This is a genomic window from Enterobacter sp. MGH 16, from assembly GCF_000493175.1.
Classification (GTDB): Bacteria; Pseudomonadota; Gammaproteobacteria; order Enterobacterales; family Enterobacteriaceae; genus Enterobacter; species Enterobacter roggenkampii.
In genome coordinates, this window is the sequence record NZ_KI535695.1 from 4,019,365 (window position 1) to 4,045,493 (window position 26,129).

The following is a 26,129-nucleotide window of genomic DNA, read 5'->3' on the forward strand; positions in this document are numbered from 1 at the left end:
GGACGTGTGATGAAAGCGTTATCCAAACTGAAAGCGGAAGAAGGGATTTGGATGACCGACGTGCCGGAACCGGAAGTCGGTCATAACGATCTGCTGATCAAAATTCGTAAAACGGCTATCTGCGGTACTGACGTTCACATCTACAACTGGGACCAGTGGTCGCAGAAAACCATTCCTGTACCGATGGTTGTCGGTCACGAATATGTCGGTGAAGTGGTGGGTATCGGCCAGGAAGTGAAAGGCTTCAAAATCGGCGACCGCGTCTCCGGTGAAGGTCACATTACCTGCGGCCACTGCCGTAACTGCCGCGGTGGGCGTACGCACCTGTGCCGCAATACCATCGGCGTGGGCGTGAACCGTCCGGGCTGCTTTGCGGAATATCTGGTGATCCCGGCCTTTAACGCCTTCAAAATCCCGGACAATATTTCTGACGATCTGGCCTCCATTTTCGATCCGTTCGGTAACGCCGTGCACACGGCGCTCTCCTTCGATCTGGTCGGTGAAGACGTGCTGGTCTCCGGCGCGGGCCCCATCGGCATTATGGCGGCAGCCGTGGCGAAGCATGTAGGTGCGCGCAACGTCGTGATCACCGACGTAAACGAATACCGCCTGTCGCTGGCGCGCAAAATGGGCGTCACCCGCGCGGTGGATGTCTCGAAAGAGAGCCTGACCGACGTGATGGAAGAGCTGGGCATGACCGAGGGCTTCGATGTGGGTCTGGAGATGTCCGGTGCGCCACCGGCGTTCCGCACCATGCTCGACACCATGAACCACGGTGGCCGTATCGCGATGCTGGGTATCCCGCCGTCGGATATGTCCATCGACTGGAACAAAGTGATCTTCAAGGGGCTGTTCATCAAGGGCATCTATGGTCGTGAGATGTTTGAGACCTGGTACAAGATGGCGGCGTTGATTCAGTCCGGCCTGGATCTGTCCCCGATTATCACTCACCGTTTCTCCATCGATGAGTTCCAGCAGGGCTTCGACGCGATGCGTTCCGGCCAGTCAGGGAAAGTGATTCTGAGCTGGGATTAAATCTGCCTGCTGGCACCACTTTTTCGGGTGCCAGCGCTCTTTCTTAGCGGTTTGACTTTCCAGAGGTTACTTGTTAACTTTTGGCGAAATTTTCTCCATTCCGTCTTCTCCACACGTTCATTCAAGTAGTTAAAATGATTGCGTCAGGAAAGATTCTGCCAGGCTAATTAGGTCATTATGTCCACACTATTTCCACAGAAGTTGGTTGAGACACCTTCGCGATTTACCGCTTTCTTAACTTTCTTTATTTCCCTGCTAATAGTCATTGGCGTTAATATTATACATGCTAAATATAATGCGGTAATTAACCGTACGCTGGTTTTCGCACTGATATTGCTGTCGTTAAAATGTATAAACAATAAAATATTCAGAAATGTACTTGCGATTATTTTATTAATTCCAGTCGCGGCAGACATCACTTTACAGTTATATGCCTGGAGTAATTTCAATTCTGCGTTTAGCTATGGGTTTGCGCTAAGCGTACTTAATACGACACCGGGTGAAGCAAGTTCGATGCTCGGTTTGTATTGGCGCGATTGCCTGATTTTTATCGCCCTCTCGGCGTTTTTCATTTTTACCGCCAATACCGGGATATGGCCTGTCGCGCCGCGTTTTCGTCGCTGGCCCGCCATTGCGCTTGCCGTCACGCTGCTGAGTTTTTATGGTCAGGCCTTGCAGCATCAACTCAGGAAAAGCAGCGTAGAAAGCCTGGCGCAGCGCGTGGTTCAGGCAACACCTGTCAGCACGTCTAAAGTCTTTATGCAGGCCATCGAAGATAATGCCGTGGTGGCCAATATCGGCAATAACATTCCTGATTATAAAATCACGCTATCCGATACCGGAATTGAAAACTATGTGCTGATCATTGGTGAGTCTGAGCGCACGGCAAATATGGGTATCTATGGTTATCCGCGGGATACGACACCGGAGCTGGAGAAGCAAAAATCGCAGCTATTATTGTTCCGTAATGCTGTAACGCCTGCTCCGGTCACGATTATGGCGGTTCCGCTGGCGTTGACCGCCGATACTGTAAATGCACGAGATCCTCGTAAGTATGGCGATAACGTCATCAATATCGCTAACAAAGCGGGATATGATACGTACTGGTTTAGTCGTCAGGGTAAAGGAGGGGCGCATAATAACGTCATTACCGGAATTGCCCTGAACACGAAACAGCATGAGTGGATTGACGGGGGCTACGACGAAGACCTTCTGCCGCTTTTGCGGAATGCGTTAAAAACGCCGGGCAAGAAACTGATTGTTCTGCATTTGTACGGAAGTCACGAACCGTCCTGTCGACGCTTCCCTGCCAGCCAGGCGGTGCTGCAGGGTGATAATGAAGCTGATGATTGTTATGACAATTCGGTGCGATACACAGACACAGTGATGGGCAACGTTTTTAGCCTGCTGGAAAACTCGCGCTCATCCGTCATGTATTTCTCCGATCATGGCCTGATTCGCGATCCGAAACGTGCTGTAGCTTACTCGCACGGGAACGTTAATCCTCCACGCGAGGCGTTGCAGATCCCCGTGTTTATCTGGTACGGAAATCAGGTGGATTCTAGCAAGCAATACACCGGAGATTACAATACCGTGTGGTCAGCTGATGATATTAATACGCTGGCAGAGCTGTGGCTTGGAATCCATCGCCAGGGGGAGACTGTTCAGTCGGTACAGTCCTGGCTCGCTGGTTATAATAAGGACGTTACTGTGCTGGACACGACCGGGAAGTCCTATGACTGGCGTAATATTCGTTAACACAGGTGCGATAAACTTGCCTTTAGCAGCGTGCTAGTCTGCTTTGCCTTTATAGTAAATGGAATGATGATGATTAATGTAGAACGAGATAAGGTCCAGTTTGTATTGCTGCAGCTACTCTTCGGACTGTGTGCTTTAGCTTTTGGTTGCGTCGTTGTTTCACCTAACTTATCCGCCAAAATTTTGGGCCTGGCGGGTGTGACAGCATTCGTTATTTTCTTATTGGATATTAAAAACTTCAGAAAGAACGATGCATTCTGGCTTTGTCTGGTCCTGTTGATTATTGGGATTTGCGATTTGGCCTGGTACCGGATGTATAAGGTTGACAGTGAGGCGATCAACTCGTATCGCGCCTATCTGGAAGTCGGGAAAATCTGCCTTTTCGGTGCATTCACCATCTTCATGCTTGTGAGCAGGGAGCAATTCAAAATCGGCAGCAATAAGATTCATATGTTGCTGGTCATCACGCTGCAGGTGATGATTATTGTCTATGCAGGATACCAAAATATTTTTCTTGGTAACCAAAGGGTTACGTTTTCTCTTGCCGGTGGGGCGGATGCGACAGGGGCCGCTTATACCATTGCATTTATTTCGTTCTACACGATTCTGGTGCTTCAGCACAGTTTAAGTAGATGGAAAGAGTTGTTTGTACTCGGGCATTTTTTTATCACTTTCCTGGTACTGGTGGCGACAGAAACTCGAGCAGCCATTCTGACCTATCCGATTATTTTCTTCGCATTGCTGGTAGTGAAGTTCTACAAGGAAAAGCATATCCCATGGAAGGGAGTTGTGGTTTTCCTGATCGCGTTGCTGGCTGGTGCATTTATGATGAAAGACAGCCTGATAAAGCGTTATAACGACTTTAACAATGACATTGTTTCCTATGATAAAGCGAACAGTGCCACTTCTGTTGGGGCTCGTTTTGCTATGTGGAAAACGGGATTAGCTGCGTCTAAAAATAATTATTTATGGCAGTCGACAGATGAGCGAAACGCAAAGATAATTGCCGAGGTTAATAAAGACCCAAGCTTGTCAGGCGCGCTGGATCACATCCGCGGTCATCTTCATAATGAAATCGTCGAAACGCTTTCAGTGAAAGGACCTTCAGGCGTTCTTCTTTATATTCTGTTTGTGATATCGCTTTGCTGGTATGCATTACGTAAACGTAAAAGTATTATACTTTTCGCGTTCCTGGTTTCGATTGTTATGTTCGGCGTAGGTGGTGTGATGTTCTATTCTAAAACAACTCCTGTTGCGTGGATGTTGACGCTGATAATGTCGATTGTTTTCCTGGAACAAAACAAACATCGTACTGTCATTAAGTAACCGTTTTGATTCTCCCTCGGGAAAAAGGTATTCTTCCGAGGGAGAAATACCTTTTACCAGACGAGTAGCCCATGAACGAACTGATTTCAGTCATCATCACCACCTACAACAGAGAGGCGTTGCTGGAACGCGCAATTCGTTCAGTTATTGCTCAGACATATCCCGCAGTAGAATTGGTTATTGTTGATGACTGCTCCAATGAGAAAACCCCTCAACTTATCGAGCGTATGCGCGCTGAGTGTGAGGCGCGCTTTGTACATTTCATCTACGAGCGTAACGAAAAGAACAGCGGTTCTAACTTCAGCCGTAACCGGGGCTATGCGCTTTCGCACGGCGTGTTTGTAACGGGGCTTGATGACGACGATTATTTCCTGCCAGAGCGTCTGACGAAGCTCGCTGAGCGGTATGATGATAAGTATGCTTTCGTGACGGACACGCCCGCCAGGTTGGACAAAACCCACCGCACCTATCCAGAAACTGATGACAAACGAATCATTGAGCTGCAGGATATTCTGTGTGAAAACGTGGTTGGCAATCAGGTATTGACCACAAAAGAAAAACTGTTAGGCGTAGGCGGATTTTCCCCTGAAATTAAACAGCAGCAAGATCGCGATGTGTGGATTAAATTAATTCTGAAGTATGGTCCAGGAATCAAATACAGTTTCAGTACTGCGATGGTGGATGCTGAACACGGGCGCGATCGGATTACGTCGCAGGTTAAAAAATACAATGCGTATCGGAAACTCTATTTTAAATACCGCCGGCACATGTCTGAAGTGACCCGCAGCAATAATTTATTCCAACTTATGTCGTTTCGTGGCTTTACATCATCGCGCATGAATTGCTTATTACGTGGGCGTAAAAAAGATGCTAAATTAAAAATGAAACTGTTTCGCCGTACGCTAAAAGAGCTATTCTGAATTTAATTAGGTGAAATGATGAATCTCAATGCAACGAATAAGCTCATCAAGAAAACCCGGCGCTGGCACAAAAAAACGGGTTTTTCTCTTTTTCAGCGTGCTGCTTGCCATTTTGAGCGGAAGAAAAAAGAAGCGATTTTTAGCATTATTGATGATCTCAAGGTTCAACCTGACGATTCGCACACAGCGGAACCGATGCAATCAAACATTATCTGGATCTGCTGGTTCCAGGGGCTGGATAACGCGCCTGAGTTAGTTAAACGCTGTGTCGACTCTGTTTATAAACACTCAAATGGATATGAGATTATAATTATTACTGAAGATAATTTTTCGGATTATATCACACTACCTGGTGTGATTATTGAGAAATATAATTCTGAATTGATCGGTAAAGCTCACTTCTCTGATTTATTACGTTGCTGTTTATTGTATGAATATGGCGGTGTATGGCTTGACTCTACCATATTTATGGCTCATGATTTACCTTCCTACCTTGCCAATTACTCATTTTGTTCTTTGCGTTTCACTCCAGCAGATTGCTCTGGGAGTATTAGCAACGGTTTCTGGACAACTTATTTTTTGGTTTCCGAGAAAAATGGCTATTTAATCGGTAATGTAATGAATGTGCTTTTAGAATACTGGCAAAAGCATGATAAAATCATAGACTATTTTTTAATGGATTATATCTTTTCTTATTATTTTGAAAACGATAGCCACTCAAGAGGAATTATTTTATCTCAACCTGTGCTCGGTGAAAATCGTTTTTTACTAAAAAATAGTATGAATGAGCATTTCTCACTTGAAATACAAAAACAATTTATGGAAGACCCTATAGGCATATATAAATTGTCTTATAAAGGGTCTTACCGTACTTCAAACAACGGCCAGCCGACAATATATAGCCTGATCCTTGATGGCACTTTCGAACTAAAGTGAGAAAAAAGCCACCATGACGGTGGCTTATTATCGTCAGGCTTTCTTACCCCATCCCTGCCACTGCTGCTGGACGTATTTCACCAGCGTACTGTTACTGATGCTGTCTCCGATGACAGAGAAGAAGCGGGTCGCGTAGACCGGTTCAAGCGGCTGCTTCGGTACGCAGCGCTTCACGCCGCGGAACGGATTACGCGGTGCAGTTGGCACGGGCTGCGCAGAATTCGGCGTAGAGCTATCCACCTGCGGCTCGTTAAGCAGATCGCTCGGGCGCACCAGCGTGATATCGGAAGGTAAGGTCGGCAGCATTTGCTGCAGGACGCGGACGGTCGACGGGTGCGGGTGACCGATGGCAATGGCCGAACCATTGCGGCGGGCCAGCTGTACCGCGCGATTGAACTGCATACGAATATCGGCTTCGTTCTGGGTGTCATCCAGGAACACCTTGCGCTTAATCACCTTTACGCCCGTTCCCTGAGCGGCGCGCATCGCCTGGCTGTTGCCGATGGTCATGCTGTCGAGGAAGTAGAGATTGTAACGCTCCAGCGCCTGCATCACTTTTAGCATCCCGTACAGGCTGGAGGTCATCGCGCTGCCCATATGGTTATTCAGCCCTACGGCATACGGCACCTTGTTGTAGGCGTCGCGGATGATGCGCTCGATCTCCTCGCTGCTCATATCCGGGCGCAGAGTATCTTTTTCCAGCGGCTGCTTGCTGAGCGGGGCCATAGGCAGGTGGATGAGAACCTGATGCCCGCTGCTGTGGGCTTTGGTCGCCATCTCACGCGCGTGGGGGGCATTCGGCAGGACGGCAACGGAGATGGCCGACGGCATCGCCAGCACCTGGTTTTCATAATGTGGGCGATAACCGAAGTCATCAATCACGATAGCGAGCTTACCGGCGTATACCGGTGCAGCCAGCGCCAGCGCGCTGACGACGGAGAAAACGATTCGACGAAATTGAAGCAAAACTTATCTTCCCAACCACGGCTGTGGATTGACCGCCTGACCCTGACGACGAATTTCGAAATAGAGTGACGGGCGGCCCTGACCGCCACTGCTGCCCACAAGGGCGATGGGTTGTCCGGCGCGCACCTGCGTGCCGACGCTGACCAGCGCGCTCTGGTTGTAGCCGTAAAGACTCATGTCGCCTTTACCGTGCTCGACCACTACCACAAGCCCGTAACCCTGCAGCCAGTCGGCCAGAATCACGCGGCCATCGGCGATGGCTTTCACTTCGCTACCTTCAGACGCACCGATAACAATCCCTTTCCAACGTAGCTCACCCTGCAGCTGTTCGCCATAGCGATGCAGAATTGAACCGCGAACGGGCCAGAAAGCCTGACCGCGAGGAGAGCCGAGGCCGCCGGTACGCGACATCAGGGAACGTTCGCTTTCGCTTGGCTTGTAGGTCGTGCCTTTGCGGGAGGCTTCCTGCTGCTTGTCGCGAACGGCCTGCGCCTCGCGAGCCTCTTTTTCGGCGCGCGCTTTCGCTGCGGCTTCCGCACGGGCGATGCTGTTACGCAGTTTGGATTCGTTGGCGCGCATTTCGCTCAGCTGGCTCTGCCCTTCCTGAATGGAGGACTCGAGACCGGCCAGGGTTTTCTTGCGCTCGTTGCGCGCCTGCTCAAGCTTTGCCTGCTGGGCCTGCTGATCGTAGAGCAGCGTCTGCTGCTGGCTCTGCTTCTCTTCCAGCTCGGCTTTTTGCGTGGAGACCTCTTCGCGCGTCTGCTTCAGCTGCGCGATCGTCTCCTGACGCGCCTGGTTCAGATAGCCAAAGTAGGCCTGCAGGCGCTGGCCGCGCTGGCTCTCTTCGCCGCTGAGGATCAGCTGGAGTCCGGTATGTTCACCCTGGCGGAATGCGGCATCAAGCTGTGCGGCAAGGTTGCGCTCCTGCGCATCGCGCTGGCGCTCCAGTTTGGCAATCGACGCGTTCATCTCGTCGATCTGCTTATTCAACTGGGCAAGGGTGTTTTGCGTTTCACGGAGTTTACGCGTGGCAGCGGAGATGGCCTCTTCCTGCTGCTTAAGCTGGGCGAGCAGGGCGGCGCGCTGTTGCTGCTGTTGGCGTACCGCACGCTCTTTGGCGGCGATATCGGCCTGAATGGATTTCAACTGGTCGCGGTCATCCGCGTGGGCGGATGCGGCGCACAGCAATACGCCAGCGCTGAGTGCGCTGGCGTAAAACAGAGGTCTGACTGATAACCTAAGCGGCTTCACGACCCATGTGATTGAAAAAATCGCCTTTCCCCTCATGGGGAGCGATTATTCCACGATGAACAGCGGCTTACCAGTCATCTCTTCAGGGATCGGCATACCCATCAGCGACAACATGGTTGGCGCGATGTCAGAAAGCTTGCCGCCTTCTACGGCTTTCACTGATTTATCACCCACATAAATCAGCGGAACCGGCAGGTTGGTGTGGGCGGTGTGCGCCTGTCCGGTCGCCGGGTCGCGCATCTGTTCAGCGTTACCGTGATCCGCGGTGATCAGCAGCTGGCCGCCAACGGATTCAACCGCTTTCGCCACCTGCTCAACGCAGTGGTCCAGCGCTTCAACCGCTTTCACTGCCGCTTCCATCACCCCGGTATGACCGACCATGTCGCCGTTCGGGTAGTTACAGATGATGGTGTCGTATTTGCCGCTCTCGATGGCCGCAACCAATTTTTCAGTCAATTCTGCAGAGCTCATTTCTGGCTGCAGATCGTAGGTGGCGACTTTCGGGGAGTTGATCAGAATACGTTCTTCGCCTTTGAACGGCTCTTCAACGCCGCCGTTAAAGAAGAAGGTCACGTGCGCGTATTTTTCCGTTTCGGAGATACGCAGCTGCGTTTTGTCGTTCTTCGCCATCCACTCACCGAAGGTATTTGCCAGCGAGGCCGGTGGGTACGCGCACGGCGCTTTGATGTCTGCCGCGTATTCGGTCAACTGGATGAAGTCGATGTTTACCACTTTCTTACGGGCAAAACCGTCGAAGTCGCTGTTGACGAACGCACGGGTGATTTCGCGCGCGCGGTCAGCGCGGAAGTTCATGAAGATCAGCGCGTCGCCGTCTTCCATCGCGGCATCGGCCTGGCCTTCAGCACGGATCACGGACGCTTTCACGAATTCGTCGTTTTCATCGCGTGCATAAGCCGCTTCCAGCGCTTCAACGGCGGTCGCAAACTGGAATTCCCCTTTTGCCAGGGTCAGCAGGTCATAGGCCTGTTCAACGCGATCCCAGCGGTTGTCGCGGTCCATGGCGTAGTAACGACCAATGATGGAGGCCACGCGGCCTTTACCCAGCGCGGCGAATTTGTCTTCGAAGGCTTTCAGGGAGCCTTCCGCACTGCGTGGTGGCGTGTCGCGACCGTCCAGGAAGGCGTGCAGATAGATTTTTTCCGCACCGCGCTCAGCGGCCAGTTCAACCATTGCCATGATGTGATCTTCGTGGCTGTGAACGCCGCCAGCAGAGAGCAGACCCATGATGTGAACGGCCTTGCCAGCAGCAACGGCTTTATCAACCGCGCCAGACAGCGTTGGGTTGGAGAAGAAGGTGCGTTCTTTGATTTCAACGTCCAGACGCGTCAGGTCCTGATACACGATACGCCCGGCGCCCAGGTTAACGTGACCGACTTCGGAGTTGCCCATCTGGCGGTCCGGCAGGCCCACTTCCAGGCCAGACGCGTCAATCAGCGTATGCGGACGTTTTGCCCACAGGGCATCCATGACCGGGGTTTTGGCGTTGAAAATAGCGTTATCCTGGCTGTCTTCACGGTAGCCATAGCCATCCAGAATCACCAGTACCATAGGTTTTTTAGAAACCGACATTGCGACAACCTCATGCTCAAGAGTCAAAATTTGCGTAATTTTACTACAGCTGAATCGATCAAATAGCCGCAGAAGATCAAAGAAAGCGCAGGGGCAAGGTACTCGCCAGACCATTTTGAGGCATTTTTTTAGGTGGCATGCCGCAGAAAATGGATTAGGTTAGGGTCGCTGGCTGTATTTGCCAGAACGCACAGGTATACTCCTGTCCTGGTTTTTTTAATCACTAAGTCGGGAGTAGTTACCCTCCATGCAAGAAATTATGCAATTCGTTAGCCGCCATCCGGTTCTGAGCATCGCGTGGATTGGCCTGCTGGCTGCTGTGCTGTTCACCACATTTAAGAGCCTGACGTCTAAGATTAAGGTTATCACCCGTGGTGAAGCGACGCGTCTGATTAACAAAGAAGATGCTGTCGTGGTCGATCTGCGTCAGCGTGACGATTTCCGCAAAGGGCACATTGCAGGTGCGATTAACCTGCTGCCTGCTGAAATCAAAGCGAACAACGTGGGCGAGCTTGAGAAGCATAAAGCCCAGCCGATTATCGTTGTTGACGGTACCGGCATGCAGGCGCAGGAATCCGCCAGCCTGCTACATAAAGCAGGCTTCGAAAACGTATCTGTGCTGAAAGAAGGCATTTCCGGCTGGAGCGGGGAAAATCTTCCTTTGGTACGCGGTAAATAAGGAGTTCAGTCATGGCCCATATTGAGATCTACACCAAAGCGACGTGCCCGTTCTGCCACCGTGCGAAAGCGCTGCTGAACAGCAAAGGCGTCACGTTCCAGGAACTGCCGATTGACGGTGACGCGATTAAACGCGAAGAGATGATCCAACGTAGTGGTCGTACGACGGTTCCACAGATTTTTATTGATGCGCAGCACATTGGCGGCTGTGATGACTTGTATGCGCTCGATGCCCGTGGTGGACTCGATCCGCTGCTGAGCTAAGAGACTTTAGGACAATTAAAAAGGGTATTTCCATGTCAGAACAAAGCAATAATGAAATGATTTTCCAGATCCAGCGCATCTACACCAAAGATGTCTCTTTTGAAGCGCCAAATGCGCCGCACGTTTTCCAGAAAGACTGGCAGCCAGAGGTTAAACTTGATCTGGATACCGCATCAACCCAACTGGCTGATGACGTGTATGAAGTCGTACTGCGTGTGACCGTGACCGCTTCTCTGGGCGAAGAGACTGCTTTCCTGTGTGAAGTACAGCAGGGCGGTATCTTCTCCATCGGCGGTATCGAAGGCAACCAGATGGCGCATTGCCTGGGTGCGTACTGCCCGAACATTCTGTTCCCGTATGCACGTGAATGCATCACCAGCCTGGTTTCTCGCGGTACATTCCCGCAACTGAACCTTGCGCCAGTTAACTTTGATGCGCTGTTCATGAACTATCTGCAGCAGCAGGCTGGCGAAGGTGCTGAACAACATCAGGATGCCTGATGAGCACTGTTAATGCGTCAATGACTGTGATCGGTGCCGGCTCATACGGCACCGCTCTTGCCATCACGCTGGCAAGAAATGGTCACGATGTGGTCCTGTGGGGCCACGACCCAAAACATATCGCGACGCTACAGCGCGACCGCTGTAACGTGGCGTTTCTCCCGGACGTTCCGTTCCCTGACTCCCTGCACCTTGAAAGCGACCTTGCGACCGCGCTGACGGCCAGCCGCAACATTCTGATTGTGGTTCCGAGCCATGTCTTTGGCGACGTGCTGCGTCAGATTAAGCCGCTGATGCGCCCGGATGCGCGCGTTGTCTGGGCGACGAAAGGACTGGAAGCCGAAACCGGACGCCTGCTGCAGGACGTTGCCCGCGAAGCGCTGGGTGATGCGATCCCGCTGGCGGTCATCTCCGGCCCGACCTTTGCCAAAGAGCTGGCCGCTGGCCTGCCGACGGCGATTTCACTGGCCTCCACCGATCGGGCCTTCTCCGACGATCTCCAGCAGTTGCTGCACTGCGGCAAGAGCTTCCGCGTTTACAGCAACCCCGATTTTATCGGCGTGCAGCTGGGCGGCGCGGTGAAGAACGTGATTGCGATTGGCGCCGGGATGTCCGACGGCATTGGTTTTGGTGCCAACGCCCGTACGGCGCTGATCACCCGCGGTCTGACCGAGATGTCCCGCCTGGGCGAAGCGCTGGGTGCCGATCCGGCCACCTTTATGGGGATGGCTGGCCTGGGCGATCTGGTGCTGACCTGTACCGACAACCAGTCTCGTAACCGCCGCTTTGGCATGATGCTCGGACAGGGCAGCGATGTGAAAGACGCGCAGGAGAAGATTGGCCAGGTGGTTGAAGGCTACCGCAATACCAAAGAAGTTCGCGAGTTGGCGCACCGTTTCGGTGTCGAAATGCCAATAACCGAGGAAATTTATCAGGTATTGTATTGCGGAAAAAATGCGCGCGAGGCAGCATTGACCTTATTAGGTCGTGCGCGCAAGGACGAGCGCAGCAGTAACTAGTCGGAACCGTTGTCACCTGAATGACCCAGCCAGCGCAGAACTGGCTGGTCATTAACTATCGTCTGGAGTAAGCAATGCCGTGTGAAGAACTGGATATCGTCTGGAATAACATTAAAGCCGAAGCCCGGGCGCTGGCCGACTGTGAGCCTATGCTGGCCAGTTTCTACCACGCAACGCTACTCAAGCACGAAAACCTCGGCAGCGCGCTGAGCTATATGCTCGCCAACAAGCTGGCGTCCTCGATCATGCCCGCGATTGCGATTCGTGAGGTGGTGGAAGAGGCTTACGCCGCTGACCCGGAAATGATCGCCTCTGCCGCCTGCGATATCCAGGCGGTGCGCACGCGTGACCCGGCGGTCGATAAATACTCTACGCCGCTGCTGTACCTGAAAGGCTTCCACGCCCTGCAGGCTTACCGCATCGGCCACTGGCTATGGAATGAAGGCCGCCGCGCGCTGGCGATCTTCCTGCAAAACCAGGTTTCCGTGACGTTTCAGGTTGATATTCACCCGGCGGCGAAGATTGGCCGCGGGATCATGCTCGACCACGCCACCGGTATCGTTGTCGGGGAAACGGCGGTGATTGAAGACGACGTCTCGATCCTGCAGTCGGTTACCCTGGGCGGTACCGGGAAAACCAGCGGCGATCGCCATCCGAAAATTCGTGAAGGGGTGATGATTGGCGCGGGTGCCAAAATCCTCGGCAATATCGAAGTCGGACGCGGCGCGAAGATCGGCGCAGGCTCCGTGGTGCTCCAGCCGGTGCCGCCGCACACCACCGCCGCTGGCGTACCGGCGCGCATCGTCGGTAAGCCAGACAGCGATAAGCCGTCCATGGATATGGATCAGCACTTCAACGGCATTCACCATACCTTCGAGTATGGTGACGGCATTTAACTTCTGAGAATGGCGCCCGGATATCCCAGCTGGCGCCATGCTTCATACACCACCACCGACACCGCGTTCGACAGGTTCATGCTGCGGCTGTCCGGCATCATCGGAATACGGATTTTCTGCTCAGCGGGCAGGGCATCCAGAATCGTGGCCGGCAGGCCGCGGGTTTCCGGGCCAAACATCAGATAGTCACCTGCCTGATAGCTCACGGCGCTGTGCGCTGGCGTGCCTTTAGTGGTCAGGGCGAACATGCGCTGCGGCTTCTCTGCTTCCAGAAACGCGGCGTAATCGTGGTGGCGAATAACGGCGGTAAATTCATGATAATCCAGCCCTGCGCGACGCAGACGTTTGTCGTCCCACGTAAAGCCCATCGGCTCAATAATGTGCAGACGAAAACCGGTGTTGGCACACAGGCGGATAATATTGCCGGTATTCGGCGGAATTTCTGGTTCGAATAAAACGATGTTAAGCATGCTGCCCCCTTAATTGCGGGGGCAGGATAGCAGAAAAGAGAGGAACTACGCGACGCCGGGTTCCTGCGAGCGGCTGTACAGCATTTTGTAGACGGTTGCCGCCGCGGCCACCAGGGCGGGCACGCTGAGGATCATTAAAATACTGTCCGCCTGCCACTGCATGGAAAGAAGCTGGGCGCTGGTCATGGTGCCCGCCACGCCGCCAAAGCGGCCGATGCCCTGCATCCAGGCGATGCCCGTCGCGCGGCACTCGGTAGGGTAAAAGGTGGCGGCCAGGGTCTGCATGCCCGACTGCGCACCGTTCATCGCGATCCCCATCAGGAAGATCAGCCCGCCAAACAGGGCGATATGGTTATGCTCAATGCCCAGTAACAGAATAAGGCCCATCGTCAGGACGAAACCACACGCAACCACCCTGTGCGCTTCCCAGCGGTCCATCATCCAGCCTGCGAGCAGGATCCCCGCGGTACCGCCGAAGGTGAACAGCGAAGTCAGCCATGCGGATTCCGCCAGCGCATAGCCCATCCCCTGCATCAGCGTCGGCATCCAGCTCAGCAGGACGTAGTAAATCACCAGCCCCATAAAATAGGTCACCCACAGCATCAGGGTGCCGGGCAGCCAGGGCATGGAAAACAGCTGCGACACGCTCCCTTTTTTCGACGCGACCTTCTCCTCCGCCAGGAAAAAGCCCGTGACGCCCTCCAGCGTGCTGCGCGAGAACCGGCTGGCGATACGGCGGATCAGCATGACATCTTTCCCGCGCTGCACCAGAAACTTCACCGACTCCGGTAAAAGCAGCGCCAGCAGCAGCGTTAAAACCAGCGGCGCAATTGCGCCGGTCAGCAGCACGCTTCGCCAGCCGTGGTGGGGAATCAGCCAGGACGAGATCGCGCCGCCGCCCGCCGCACCCAGAGGGAAGCCGCAGTACATGGTATTGATCGCCATCGCGCGACAGCGCTGGGGGGCAAACTCGGAGATCAGCGTAATGGCGTTCGGCATGGCGGCACCGAGCCCCAGGCCGGTCAGGAAGCGCCACAGCGTCAGGGTATTCAGGCTTTGCGCCCAGGCCGTCCCCAGGCTCGCAAGGCCGAAGAACAGGCACGAAAAGACCAGCACGCGCTTGCGCCCCATCCGGTCCGATACCGGACCGGCAATCAGCGCGCCCAGCGACAGCCCCAGCAGCGCGGCGCTCAGCACCGGCCCCAGATCCTGCTTATGGATCCCCCATTCTGCCGACAGCGTGGGCGCGATGTAGCCCATTGCCGCCGTATCAAAGCCATCGATCGCCAGAACCAGAAAGCCCAGCACAATGAGCAGCCAGTGAAACCCTGAAAAGTGGCTGTCGTCGATCACCTGCTGAATATCCACCTTACCTGAATAGGTCATACGCTCCCCTCTGATGTGATGTTGTTTTTGTGTTCTTGTCTTTGCTTGTCTATACAATTGCGGGCGACAGGTAGATGTCAAATTTTCTTATCCAATATGTTATCTGGATGTTATTTTTGGCATAAAAAAGCGCCCGAGGGGGAGATCGGACGCGTGAGAAGAGATGTTAACGTGGGGTAATTCAGGCCGCGTTTCCCTGAGCAAGCGGAGCCAGCGCTGCCGGTAATTTGCTTAACTCCTGAACCAGAGAATCCCTGCTGATTTCGCTAATCGTTTTTGCACCGGTCAGCGTCATCGCTACCTTCATCTCTTTTTCGATCAGGTTAAGCAGATTCGCCACGCCCGCCTGGCCCGCGGTCGCCAGGGCGTACAGATACGCGCGCCCCAGCAGCACGCTGTCGGCACCCAGCGCAATCATGCGCACCACGTCCAGCCCGTTGCGGATCCCGCTGTCGGCCAGGATGGCAATATCGCCTTTCACCGCATCGGCAATGGCCGGCAGGGCGCGGGCGGAGGAGAGCACCCCGTCGAGCTGGCGGCCGCCGTGGTTAGAAACCACAATCCCGTCTGCGCCAAAGCGGACCGCATCGCGGGCATCTTCCGGGTCGAGGATCCCCTTGATCACCATCGGGCCATCCCAGAATTCGCGGATCCACTCCAGGTCTTTCCAGGAGATGGACGGATCGAAGTTGTTCGCCAGCCAGCCGATGTAATCCTCCAGCCCGGTGGGTTTACCCAGATACGCCGAGATATTCCCGAGATCGTGCGGACGACCGTTCAGGCCGACATCCCACGCCCACTGCGGGTGGGTCACGGCCTGCCAGTAACGACGGAGCGCAGCGTTCGGGCCGCTCATGCCGGAGTGGGCGTCACGATAGCGCGCGCCGGGGGTCGGCATATCGACGGTAAAGACCAGCGTGGAGCAGCCCGCCGCTTTGGCGCGCTCCAGCGCGTTACGCATAAAGCCGCGATCGCGCAGGACGTACAGCTGGAACCACATTGGCCGCTTGATGGTCGGGGCGACCTCTTCAATCGGGCAGACCGAGACGGTAGAAAGGGTAAACGGAATGCCTTTGGCATCCGCCGCGGCGGCGGCCTGCACTTCACCACGGCGGGCGTACATGCCGCATAAGCCGACAGGTGCGAGCGCGACCGGCATGGAGAGCGTTTCGTTGAACAGTTTCGTCTCAAGGCTGAGGTCAGACATATTCTTCAGCACGCGCTGGCGCAGCGCCACCTCCGACAGGTCTTCCACGTTGCGGCGCAGGGTGTATTCGGCATACGCCCCGCCGTCAATGTAGTGGAACAGGAACGGGGGCAAAATGCGCTGCGCCGCGGCGCGATAGTCACTGGCTGCTGAAATAATCATGCTTTGTTCTCCCTGGAAATATCACTGTCGCCAGGCAGACGGGTAATACGCGCCTGTCGGGCCTGGTCTTCATCGAATCGTTTAATCGTGGTATGCACGAAACCGAGATGCGCCATCATCGCTTTGCGTGCGGCCTCGGCATCACCGGCCAGAATGGCGTTGAGCACCGCCTCGTGTTGTTCGGTCAGTTGGGCAAACACCGGCGGAACCAGATACATCCGCTGGCGGCTCTGCTTCACGGAGGATTGCAGCAGGTCGAAGAACCCGCGCATGGTCTGGAGCAGCACCACGTTGTGCGACGCCTCGGCAATCGCCAGGTGAAAGCGCACGTCCGCCTGGGAGGCGATATCCGGGTCGCGGCTTTGCGTGGCCTCAAAGCAGGCGATGAGTTTCTCTTTGTCGGCGTCGGTTGCCCGCATGGCCGCGTGCCAGGCGGTACTGGTTTCGATGGCGTGACGCGCTTCAAGGATGTCGAAGCTGTAGTCCGGGTCGTTCTCCATCAGCGTTTTCAGCGGCTGAACGATGTTTTGCTCGGACCAGTCGTCATGCTGCCAGCGTACAAAGGTGCCGCCGCCGCGACGGCTCACCAGCACCCCTTCGCTGACCAGCGTCGCCAGCGCCTCGCGCAGTGAGTTGCGCGACACGCCAAGCTGGGCGGCGAGCTGGCGTTCGGCGGGCAACTTCATGCCCGCTTCCAGCTGTTGTTCTTCAATCAGCGCCCGCACGCGAGAGGCAATCTCGTCGGACAGGCGTCTGGGCATCACTATCATGGGATCATCCAGGTTAAGACATAGGCCTGCAGGGTGGTGATGACTCCGACCATACAGGTGAATATCAGGCTATGTTTCACGGTAAAGCGGAACAGATCCGACTCTTTACCGACCAGTCCCACCGCCGCACAGGCAATGGCAATGGACTGCGGGGAGATCATTTTCCCGGTCACGCCGCCCGTCGTGTTCGCGGCCACCAGCAGGACGTCCGACACGCCAATCTGCTGGGCCGCCGTTGCCTGCAGTGCGGCAAACAGGGCGTTAGACGAGGTATCGGAACCGGTCAGGAACACCCCCAGCCAGCCGAGGAACGGCGAGAAGAAGGTGAAGGCGTGGCTGGTATGGGCCAGCGCCAGTGCCAGCGTTGATGACAGGCCGGAGTAGTTCGAGATAAACGCGAACGCCAGCACCATGCCGATGGAGTAAATCGGCAGCATCAGCTCTTTAACGGTCGCCGCAAAGGTCTGTACCGCAGCCGCAGGCTTCATGCGCAGCCACACCACGGAAAGAATAGCGGCAAACAGGATGGCGGTCCCGGTGGCGGAGAACCAGTCGAATTTATAGACCGCGGCATACGGCGTGGCGGCGTGCACCACCGGCGGCATACGGGCGACCATCTTGTCGAGGAACGGCACCGAAACGTTAATGACCATGTCGTACAGCGCGCCGCCCGGGGCGAACAGGGCTTTAAACGGCGGGATGCTCCACAGCGTAACCGTGGCGGTCAGGAACAGGAACGGCGACCAGGCGCGGATCACCTGGCCTGCGGTGTAGCCGGTGCGGGCCAGCGTTTGATCGACCTGCGAAGCGCCCATGTCGGCGAAGCGGAAAATACGGACCGGCTGCCAGCGTTTCAGGAACAGCGTCAGGCAGACCAGCGACACCAGCGAAGAGATGATGTCTGGCAGCTCCGGGCCAAGGAAGTTCGAGCTGAGGTACTGGGCAATCGCGAACGAACCGCCCGCCACCATCACCGCAGGCCAGGTCTCCTTCACGCCGCGCCAGCCGTCCATAATCGCCATGATCCAGAAGAGGACGATAATGGTCAGGAACGGCAGCTGGCGGCCAACCATCTGGCCAATCTCAAAGCTGTCCAGACCGGTCACCTGGCCCGCGACCAGAATCGGAATACCCATCGCGCCAAACGCCACCGGCGCGGTGTTCACAATCAGGCACAGGCCCGCGGCATACAGCGGGTTAAAGCCCAGCCCCACCAGCAGCGCGGCGGTGATCGCCACCGGTGCGCCAAAGCCTGCCGCGCCTTCCAGAAACGCCCCAAAGGAGAAGCCGACAATCAGCATCTGCAGGCGCTGGTCCGGCGTGATGGAGAGAATCGACGAGCGGATGATGTCAAACTGCCCGGTTTTCACCGAGATTTTATAGACGAAGACCGCCGCGATGATGATCCACGCAATCGGCCACAGGCCGTAGAAGAAACCGTAGACGACGGAGGCCAGCGCGCGATCGACCGGCATCTTGTAGAAGAACAGCGCCACCATCAGGGCGATGGCGACGGTGTACGTCGCGGCAAGGTAGCCCTTCAGCTTGAGCTTAATCAGCGCAAAGAAGAAGAACAGGATCGGCAGCGATGCGATCAGGCTCGACAGCCAGATATTTCCGGCCGGGTCGTAGTTTTGTTGCCAGAGGCTCATGCAGGTCTCCTGGGGACCAGACAGCCTGCGCTGCGGGTGAGTCTCCGCTCATCTCTGCGTCACAGTCTGTGTAAAAGTGGTCCTGCCAATGTTGTGTTGTAGGGTTAATGACAATGAATGGTTAACCAGATGTTATGAGCTAGCAATGGTTTTGTGAGCGGAAATAATGGAATTGTGAACCGGGGGAGGATTGATTGCGCTATTGGTTGGACCAATTCACGCGAAGGGGAAAAGAGTAGGCCGGGTAAGCGCAGCGCCACCCGGCATGAAATCAGAACGCGGTCTTACAAAAGCCCGTCATCTCTTTCAGGCCCATTTCGCGGCCAAGCTCGGTCATCGGGTGAACCACTACCAGACCACGAACGCTTTTCTTCAGCTTGCCCATGTCGGCCTGCTCTTTTTTGGTGATCGCACGGCGGTGCGGCATGTTCATCAGCTTCTGCGCTTCTTTGCTCAGCTTCTGGCCTTTGACCTCGCGCAGGCGCTCGATCTCCGCTTCCAGCTTCGCGGTCTCTTTTTCAAGCTCGGCGTACTTCTCGGCGGAATCGACCAGCGACAGGCCCGCCATCTGGTGGCGGATCAGATCCAGGCGGTCGCTCAGGCGTTTAATTTCGTTCTTTTCGACTTCTTTCATGACAAATAACTCTGAAAACGGGGAATTTACAGGGAAGGATACACCAATGTGAGCAGGCTTACTTCTGAAACGCTTTTTTTAAGCTGATTCGGGAAATCAGCTCAGTCAGGGAAAGGACCATCGTAGAACGGACAACCTGTTGATAACGCAGCTTTTGCATCGCGTAGAGCTCCGGGTCGCTGTTATCAAACTGCGGTGCCGGAGGGAGCGCGGTGACGCAGTGCAGCTCGCCGAACGGCCCCAGGATCTCATCGTCGGTAAAGGTGTATTCGTTACCGTCATGGTTGAGTTCTTCGCGCAGCGCCATTAACAGCTCCGCATCTTCATACTCTTGTCGGTTCAGCACGCCAAGACCATAAATCAGCTTCAGACGCACGGATAAATCGCCCAGCGGTCCGTCTCCGTCCAGTAACGGTTCTACAGCATATTTTACCGCGTAGTCGTCTTTGCGAAACACCTGAAGCACCAGGATATTCACCGCCTCGGTTAACAGCTCGACGGCGGCAATCAGGAAACTTCGTACGGTTTTGCCAGCATTCAGACGCTCAAGCACACGATTTTCAAAGGCCTGGGTTTGTTCCATTATTGCCTGCATATCTGACAATCTGTAATCAGGGCGCAGGATTACCTGCGCCGCATTCTGCATCATTTGGTTGCGTTGTATGCGTTAACCGCCTCCACAACCACGTCGCTGTTGGCGTCCAGACCGGAAATCTGCGCCAGCGCAGCCTGCGCGCCCTGGGTATCAATCAGCTGAGCCAGTTCCTGCGCCTGTGGATCCTGCTCGCTGCGGTAGTGCATCGCGGCGGCAATTCCTTTCACCAGGTTGGCGTGCGGCAGACCGTATTCCAGCGTGCCCAGCAGCGGCTTAATCAGGCGGTCGCCCGCGCTCAGCTTACGCAGCGGCTGACGGCCCACGCGCTCAACGTCATCTTTCAGATACGGGTTTTCAAAGCGACCGAGGATTTTCTGGATGTATGCTGCGTGTTTCTCAGCATCAAAACCGTAGCGTTTGATCAGCACCGCGCCGCTCTCTTCCATTGCCCCTTTTACCACCGCGCGGATCTTCTCATCGAGGATCGCATCACGAATGGTCTGATGACCGGCCAATTTTCCGAGGTACGCGGTTATAGCATGCCCGGTGTTCAGCGTGAAGAGTTTGCGTTCGACAAATGCCATCAGGTTATCGGTCAATTCCATTCCCGGGATGGTCGGCAGCGCGCCTTTAAACTGGGTTTTATCGACGATCCACTCGCTGAAGGTTTCCACGGTCACTTCCAGCGGGTCGTTGGTGGCAGATTCTGACGGCGGAACGATGCGGTCCACGGCGGAATCCACAAAACCGACGTGCGCTTCCACCCAGGCTTTATCTTCATCTGCCACAGCGTTGAGAACGTGGCCTTTCAGCTGCGTGGTGCCGCGCACCATGTTTTCACAGGCGATGATGTTCAGCGGGGTGTCGATACCCTGCGCTTTACGTTTTGCCAGGCCTTTCGCGACCGCAGGGGCGATGCGCTCAAGCACAACCGGGCCCACGGCGGTGGTGACCAGATCGACGCTGGCGATAAGGTCAATAACGTCGTCGCCGATGCTGCTGACCGCGTTGACGCCAGATACTGTCTCAACCTGCTCGTTTTCGCCCACCACATGGACCTGATAGCTATGACGGGCATTCAGGGCATCCAGGACGACCTGATTCACATCGGCGAATGTCAGGGTAATGCCCGCGTCTGCCAGCAGTTTACCGATAAAACCACGACCGATATTACCTGCGCCAAAATGTAATGCTTTCATAGTGTTAACCTTCATCAATGTTTTTACCCGAGAGGGCTGGGGTGAGGAACGTTTTCCCCTCACCCTAGCCCTCTCCCCGGGGGGAGAGGGAGGAGTACCGTTATTTGTTAAGCAGAGCCAGAACTTCTTCAACGCTGGTGGTGTTCGCCAGACGCTCAATAACCGTCTCGTCATCCAGCGCGTTGGTCAGGCTGGTAATCACCTGAATGTGCTCGTTGTTGCGAGCGGCGATACCAATGACCAGACGGGCGATGTCATCTTCTTCTTCACCGAAGCGCACGCCCTGCGGGTACTGACAGAATACGACGCCGGTTTTCAGGACGCGATCTTTCGCTTCAACCGTACCGTGCGGCACCGCGATGGATTCGCCCAGATAGGTTGGCGTCAGTTTTTCGCGTTCCAGCATCGCGTCGACATATTCAGGCTGAACGTAGCCGCCTTTCACCAGCTGCTCACCGGCAAAGCGAATCGCGTCTTCTTTGGTGGCCGCGGTACGACCGAGGAAGATGTTTTCCGCACCCAGCTTAAACAGGTGGGCGTTGCTCTCGTCAAAGCTGTCCTGCAGGCTGGAGCGCACTTTCACTTCGTTGTCTTCGTGACGCTGCGCGGCAACCAGACGTTCGGTCAGGCTGGTGTACAGGCCGCTGTCGAGGAAGTTGGTCAGCGAAATGTGCTGTGCCTGCGGCACCTGGCGCATGGCGCGTTCGGTCAGATCGCGGTGCGTGATCACCAGGTCAACATCCGGCGGCAGGCTGTTAATGGCGCTGTTGGTCACGGAGATGTTGGTCAGGCCTGCATCCTGCACTTTCTTACGCAGCACGCCTGCACCCATTGCGCTGGAGCCCATACCGGCATCACAGGCAACGATGATTTTACGCACGTGGCTCAGGTCGTTAGAAACATCACCTGCTGCCAGTGGCGTTGCGCCTTTGGATTCGGCTTTCATGTCGTGCATACGACGGGTTGCGGCTTCGATGTCATCATCTTCTTTCACTTTGCTGGTTTTCAGCAGGATAGAAGAGACCACGAAAGAGACGGCCATTGCCGCAAAGATAGCTGCGAGGTTCGCGAAATAAGCGCCTTTTGGCGTCATCGCCAGTACCGCCAGGATAGAACCCGGAGAGGCCGGAGAAACCAGACCACCGCCCAGGACGCTCAGCGTGAACACGCCGGTCATACCGCCGAGGATAACGGCCAGGATCAGACGTGGGTTCATCAGCACGTATGGGAAGTAAATTTCATGGATACCGCCCAGGAAGTGGATGATCGCCGCACCGCCAGCAGACTGTTTTGCGCTGCCACGGCCAAAGAAGATGTACGCCAGCAGTACGCCCATACCCGGGCCCGGGTTGGCTTCAATCAGGAAGAAGATGGACTTGCCGAGATCGTGTGACTGCTGAATGCCCAGAGGCGAGAAGATACCGTGGTTGATGGCGTTGTTAAGGAACAGGATTTTCGCCGGTTCAACGAAGATCGACGCCAGCGGCAGCATCTCATGCGCCACCATGAAGTTTACGCCTGCCGCCAGAACTTTAGACAGCACTTCAACCGCAGGGCCAATGCCGAGGAAAGCCAGAATGGCGAGGATCATCCCGATGATGCCCGCAGAGAAGTTGTTCACCAGCATTTCGAAGCCGGATTTGATCTTACCATCAACCCAGACGTCGAATTTCTTAATCGCCCAACCGCCCAGAGGACCGGCAATCATCGCACCGAGGAACATCGGCATATCCGCACCGACGATAACACCCATGGTTGTGATGGCACCCACGACGCCACCACGGTCACCGCCCACCAGACGACCCCCGGTGAAACCGATGAGCAGCGGCAGGAGATAGGTAATCATTGGGCCAACAAGTTTCGCCAGCGTTTCGTTAGGCAACCACCCTGTCGGAATGAACAATGCAGTGATGATACCCCACGCGATAAACGCGCCGATATTTGGCATCACCATGTTGCTGAGGAAACGACCAAAGCTTTGAACTTTGATCTTGAAATCGGATGACATAAAACACCCCTTCTTCTGTTTACGCTTAGGCTTATGGCCCGAGGTTTATTGTTAATGAGGCGGCAGAGGTAGCCGGGCCCTGTTCTGATGCTGTGAAATCTGGCACTGAATCGTTCAACTGTCCAGACAGGGAAAATTTATGTGATGTGTGTCACGTAAAGGCAGGGGGTAGGGATGTCAATGAAGTGATCTCAATCACAAAATAAGTGGGCAAAAAAAATACGATGGCGATAAAAAAAGCAAAATCCACCCCTTTGTGTGATTACCGTCACGTTTTGTTATGGCGTGTTTGTTTCTGGATTGTGACTGATTTCACAAAATATTTTTATGCAGATTTCTCCGGCTGTGATCGGCGGCAAACTCTGCTTCGCGTTTCAGCGCCAGGATGATATGGCACGACACGATAAGCTAAAAAACCACTTTTGATGTGTGGTATGGCGAAAAGTTAAAAGGTGGATTACGCTCATATTGTAAGGTTAAGTCTATTATTATTCAGGATATATTTTGACACGCTTATAAACTTGCATGGAGATATTATAAAAACTCATACTCCCCGGCTCGGAAATAGTAAGCACATCCCCGTGTTTATAAAAAAATTAATTAGGTTGCGTACCGTTTTATTAATTTAATGAGTTGACGTTGTTTAAGTGAGGAGAATATGTTTCTCAACTATTTTGCGCTGGGCGTATTGATTTTTGTATTTCTGGTTCTTTTTTACGGAATCATCGCCATCCATGATATTCCTTATAATATGGCCAAAAAGCGTAACCATCCGCATGCCGATGCCATTCATACGGCAGGCTGGATTAGCCTGTTTACACTCCATGCCATCTGGCCATTCCTGTGGATTTGGGCCACGCTGTACCGCGAAGATCGCGGCTGGGGCATGCAAAACCACATCACAAAGCCTGATGAAGTTCCGGGCATGGATGCGCTGGCCAAACGCGTGGCGGAACTCGAACAAAAGCTGGCTGCAGTACAGCCCACTGCTGATAAGAACACGCTGGAGCGCTAATCATGGATCTGTTGATTATTTTGACCTACGTGGCATTTGCCTGGGCCATTTTTAAAATATTTCGAATTCCGGTCAACCAGTGGACGCTTGCCACCGCAACATTAGGCGGCGTATTTATTGTTGCCGGTCTTATTCTGTTAATGAACTATAACCATCCGTATACCTTTACGGCGCAGAAAGCGGTTATTTCTATTCCAATCACGCCGCAGGTGACCGGTGTGGTCAGTGAAGTCACGGATAAAAATAACCAGCTTATTAAAAAAGGCGAAGTGTTATTTAAACTGGATCCTGGCCGCTACCAGGCGCGCGTCGACAGACTCCAGGCTGACCTGGTAACCGCGACGCACAATATCGATAACCTGAAAGCGCAGCTGTCGGAAGCGGTTGCCAATACCACACGCGTCTCCGCTGAGCGCGATCGCCTCTATAAAGATTATCAGCGCTACCTGAAAGGCAGCCAGGCGAAGGTGAATCCTTTCTCTGAAAGCGATATCGACAACGCGCGGCAAAACTATCTGGCACAGGATGCCATGGTGAAAGGCTCCGTGGCTGAGCAGGTGCAGATTCAAAGCCAGTTAGACAGCATGGTGAACGGCGAGCAGTCACAGATTGCTTCGTTACGTGCCCAGCTTGCCGAAGCCAAATATAACCTGGACCAGACCGTAGTGCGTGCGCCGAGCGATGGTTACATCACCCAGGTGCTGATCCGTCCGGGGACCTATGCCGCCGCGCTGCCTCTGCGTCCGGTGATGGTCTTCATTCCTGAACAGAAGCGTCAGATTGTGGCCCAGTTCCGCCAGAACTCGCTGCTGCGTCTGAAACCGGGCGATGAAGCGGAAGTGGTGTTTAACGCCCTGCCGGGCCAGGTATTCTCCGGGAAGCTCACCGCAATTCTGCCGGTGGTGCCGGGGGGAACCTATCAGGCGCAGGGTGCGCTCCAGTCTCTGACGGTGGTGCCGGGCACGGATGGCGTTCAGGCCATCATCGAGCTGAGCCCTGACGCTGAAGTCGATGCCCTGCCGGACGGTATCTATGCCCAGGTGGCGGTCTATTCGGACCACTTCGCCCACGTCTCGGTCATGCGTAAAGTACTGCTGCGTATGACCAGCTGGATGCACTACCTCTACCTCGATCACTAATCCTTCCAGGGCAGGAATGCGACATGCAGACCTGCCCTTTTTTCATCGCTTGATCCATACTGACTTTTTTCCGGCATTAAGGATCAGGCAATGAAACTCATCGGCAGCTACACCAGTCCCTTCGTGCGAAAAATCTCGATTCTCCTGCTGGAGAAGGGGATTGAATTTGAATTCGTGAATGAACAGCCTTACAACGCGGAAAACGGCGTTGCGCAGTACAACCCGCTGGGAAAAGTCCCGGCGCTGGTCACGGACGAGGGCGAGTACTGGTTCGATTCTCCAATAATTGCCGAGTACATTGAGCTGCTGGGCGTTGCCCCGGCTATGCTGCCTGCTGACCCAAAAGCGGCGCTGGCGGTGAAGCAGGTCGAAGCCCTGGCCGACGGTATTATGGATGCGGCGTTAACCTCCGTACGGGAACAGGCAAGGCCCGCTGCCCAGCAGTCGGAAACGGAACTGTTACGCCAGCGGGAAAAAATCAGCCGCAGCCTGGACAGGTGTGAACAGCTTATCCGGGAGGGAAAGATCGACACCGACAGCCTGAACCTGGGGACCATCGCCATCGCCTGCGCGATTGGTTATCTCAACTTCCGCCACGTCTCCCCGGGCTGGTGCGTCGACCGTCCGCTGCTGGTGAAGCTTGCAGACACGCTGTTTAGCCGCGAGAGCTTTGCCCGTACCGAACCACCAAAGGCTTGACGCGGGTTATAACACTTCGCCGTCGGAGGCGGTACAATCCCCCCACATGTTAAC

General features: G+C 54.7%; 25 protein-coding genes. 13 read left to right on the plus strand and 12 right to left on the minus strand.

Going from position 1 to position 26,129, the window contains the following annotated elements; genetic code table 11:
* The first annotated feature begins 9 nt into the window (after positions 1–9).
* The 5 genes from tdh (at position 10) to L362_RS04075 (ending at position 5,975) form a co-directional block, all read left to right on the plus strand.
* Positions 10–1,035 (plus strand): L-threonine 3-dehydrogenase, encoded by a 1,026-nt coding sequence (gene tdh, locus L362_RS04095; RefSeq protein ID WP_021242426.1) that lies wholly within the window; start codon positions 10–12, stop codon positions 1,033–1,035.
* Positions 1,036–1,212: 177 nt separating this feature from the next.
* Positions 1,213–2,793: a sulfatase-like hydrolase/transferase gene (locus tag L362_RS04090; protein ID WP_023345205.1), complete on the plus strand. Its 1,581-nt coding sequence runs from the start codon at positions 1,213–1,215 to the stop codon at positions 2,791–2,793.
* 63 nt (positions 2,794–2,856) lie between these two features.
* On the plus strand, positions 2,857–4,119 hold the full coding sequence (locus L362_RS04085; protein WP_341275560.1) for an O-antigen ligase family protein: 1,263 nt from the start codon (positions 2,857–2,859) through the stop codon (positions 4,117–4,119).
* Between the two features lie 71 nt (positions 4,120–4,190).
* Positions 4,191–5,039, plus strand: a complete 849-nt coding sequence (locus tag L362_RS04080; protein WP_023345207.1) for a glycosyltransferase — start codon at positions 4,191–4,193, stop codon at positions 5,037–5,039.
* Between the two features lie 15 nt (positions 5,040–5,054).
* Positions 5,055–5,975, plus strand: a complete 921-nt coding sequence (locus tag L362_RS04075) for a capsular polysaccharide synthesis protein (protein ID WP_230469174.1) — start codon at positions 5,055–5,057, stop codon at positions 5,973–5,975.
* A gap of 33 nt (positions 5,976–6,008) precedes the next feature.
* Here L362_RS04075 and L362_RS04070 read toward each other — a convergent pair whose 3' ends face one another.
* From L362_RS04070 to gpmM, 3 genes are read right to left on the minus strand one after another with little or no spacing between them, the layout of a single operon-like run.
* Positions 6,009–6,941 (minus strand): divergent polysaccharide deacetylase family protein, encoded by a 933-nt coding sequence (locus L362_RS04070; RefSeq protein WP_023345209.1) that lies wholly within the window; start codon positions 6,939–6,941, stop codon positions 6,009–6,011.
* A 3-nt stretch (positions 6,942–6,944) separates the two neighbouring features.
* Positions 6,945–8,204 carry a murein hydrolase activator EnvC gene (envC, locus tag L362_RS04065; RefSeq protein ID WP_025910576.1) on the minus strand — a complete coding sequence of 420 codons (1,260 nt, stop codon included), beginning with the start codon at positions 8,202–8,204 and terminating at the stop codon, positions 6,945–6,947.
* Positions 8,205–8,237: 33 nt separating this feature from the next.
* Complete coding sequence (gpmM, locus tag L362_RS04060; protein ID WP_023345210.1) at positions 8,238–9,782, minus strand: 2,3-bisphosphoglycerate-independent phosphoglycerate mutase; 1,545 nt, start codon at positions 9,780–9,782, stop codon at positions 8,238–8,240.
* Between the two features lie 247 nt (positions 9,783–10,029).
* Between gpmM and L362_RS04055 the strand changes: the two genes are divergently transcribed.
* The 5 genes from L362_RS04055 to cysE all read left to right on the plus strand — a co-directional run bounded on the left by L362_RS04055 (position 10,030) and on the right by cysE (position 13,139).
* Positions 10,030–10,461 carry a rhodanese-like domain-containing protein gene (locus L362_RS04055; protein WP_008502714.1) on the plus strand — a complete coding sequence of 144 codons (432 nt, stop codon included), beginning with the start codon at positions 10,030–10,032 and terminating at the stop codon, positions 10,459–10,461.
* An 11-nt stretch (positions 10,462–10,472) separates the two neighbouring features.
* Positions 10,473–10,724 carry a glutaredoxin 3 gene (gene grxC, locus L362_RS04050; RefSeq protein ID WP_008502715.1) on the plus strand — a complete coding sequence of 84 codons (252 nt, stop codon included), beginning with the start codon at positions 10,473–10,475 and terminating at the stop codon, positions 10,722–10,724.
* A 32-nt stretch (positions 10,725–10,756) separates the two neighbouring features.
* Complete coding sequence (secB, locus tag L362_RS04045; protein WP_008502716.1) at positions 10,757–11,224, plus strand: protein-export chaperone SecB; 468 nt, start codon at positions 10,757–10,759, stop codon at positions 11,222–11,224.
* Positions 11,224–12,243, plus strand: a complete 1,020-nt coding sequence (gene gpsA / locus L362_RS04040; RefSeq protein ID WP_023345211.1) for an NAD(P)H-dependent glycerol-3-phosphate dehydrogenase — start codon at positions 11,224–11,226, stop codon at positions 12,241–12,243. The genes secB and gpsA overlap by 1 nt, the downstream gene beginning before the upstream one ends.
* Positions 12,244–12,317: 74 nt before the next feature.
* On the plus strand, positions 12,318–13,139 hold the full coding sequence (gene cysE, locus L362_RS04035; protein ID WP_008502718.1) for a serine O-acetyltransferase: 822 nt from the start codon (positions 12,318–12,320) through the stop codon (positions 13,137–13,139).
* Here the strand turns inward: cysE and trmL are convergent.
* The 9 genes from trmL to L362_RS03990 all read right to left on the minus strand — a co-directional run bounded on the left by trmL (position 13,136) and on the right by L362_RS03990 (position 23,222).
* Entirely contained in the window at positions 13,136–13,609 is a 474-nt protein-coding gene (gene trmL, locus L362_RS04030; RefSeq protein WP_023345212.1) for a tRNA (uridine(34)/cytosine(34)/5-carboxymethylaminomethyluridine(34)-2'-O)-methyltransferase TrmL, read from the minus strand. The two genes, cysE and trmL, sit on opposite strands and share 4 nt — an antisense overlap.
* A 45-nt stretch (positions 13,610–13,654) precedes the next feature.
* Positions 13,655–14,995 carry an MFS transporter gene (locus tag L362_RS04025; RefSeq protein WP_023345213.1) on the minus strand — a complete coding sequence of 447 codons (1,341 nt, stop codon included), beginning with the start codon at positions 14,993–14,995 and terminating at the stop codon, positions 13,655–13,657.
* A 181-nt stretch (positions 14,996–15,176) separates the two neighbouring features.
* Complete coding sequence (gene lldD, locus L362_RS04020) at positions 15,177–16,364, minus strand: quinone-dependent L-lactate dehydrogenase (RefSeq protein WP_008502721.1); 1,188 nt, start codon at positions 16,362–16,364, stop codon at positions 15,177–15,179.
* Positions 16,361–17,134: a transcriptional regulator LldR gene (gene lldR / locus L362_RS04015; protein ID WP_008502722.1), complete on the minus strand. Its 774-nt coding sequence runs from the start codon at positions 17,132–17,134 to the stop codon at positions 16,361–16,363. Before lldR ends, lldD begins: the two co-directional genes overlap by 4 nt.
* Positions 17,131–18,786, minus strand: coding sequence for an L-lactate permease (lldP, locus tag L362_RS04010; protein ID WP_023294815.1), 1,656 nt, complete (start codon positions 18,784–18,786; stop codon positions 17,131–17,133). Before lldP ends, lldR begins: the two co-directional genes overlap by 4 nt.
* Before the next feature lie 271 nt (positions 18,787–19,057).
* Positions 19,058–19,420, minus strand: coding sequence for a YibL family ribosome-associated protein (locus L362_RS04005; RefSeq protein WP_008502724.1), 363 nt, complete (start codon positions 19,418–19,420; stop codon positions 19,058–19,060).
* Positions 19,421–19,478: 58 nt separating this feature from the next.
* Positions 19,479–20,069, minus strand: a complete 591-nt coding sequence (gene mtlR / locus L362_RS04000; RefSeq protein ID WP_008502725.1) for a mannitol operon repressor MtlR — start codon at positions 20,067–20,069, stop codon at positions 19,479–19,481.
* Positions 20,066–21,214, minus strand: a complete 1,149-nt coding sequence (gene mtlD / locus L362_RS03995) for a mannitol-1-phosphate 5-dehydrogenase (protein ID WP_023345214.1) — start codon at positions 21,212–21,214, stop codon at positions 20,066–20,068. Before mtlD ends, mtlR begins: the two co-directional genes overlap by 4 nt.
* Before the next feature lie 100 nt (positions 21,215–21,314).
* A complete protein-coding gene (locus L362_RS03990) occupies positions 21,315–23,222 on the minus strand; it encodes a PTS mannitol transporter subunit IICBA (protein WP_021242437.1) in 1,908 nt (635 codons plus the stop codon).
* A gap of 658 nt (positions 23,223–23,880) precedes the next feature.
* Between L362_RS03990 and L362_RS03985 the strand changes: the two genes are divergently transcribed.
* From L362_RS03985 to L362_RS03975, 3 genes are all read left to right on the plus strand, one after another.
* Positions 23,881–24,237: a DUF3302 domain-containing protein gene (locus tag L362_RS03985; protein WP_008502729.1), complete on the plus strand. Its 357-nt coding sequence runs from the start codon at positions 23,881–23,883 to the stop codon at positions 24,235–24,237.
* A gap of 2 nt (positions 24,238–24,239) precedes the next feature.
* Complete coding sequence (locus L362_RS03980) at positions 24,240–25,376, plus strand: HlyD family secretion protein (RefSeq protein ID WP_023345215.1); 1,137 nt, start codon at positions 24,240–24,242, stop codon at positions 25,374–25,376.
* 90 nt (positions 25,377–25,466) lie between these two features.
* Complete coding sequence (locus L362_RS03975; protein ID WP_008502731.1) at positions 25,467–26,075, plus strand: glutathione S-transferase; 609 nt, start codon at positions 25,467–25,469, stop codon at positions 26,073–26,075.
* Positions 26,076–26,129 lie beyond the last annotated feature (54 nt).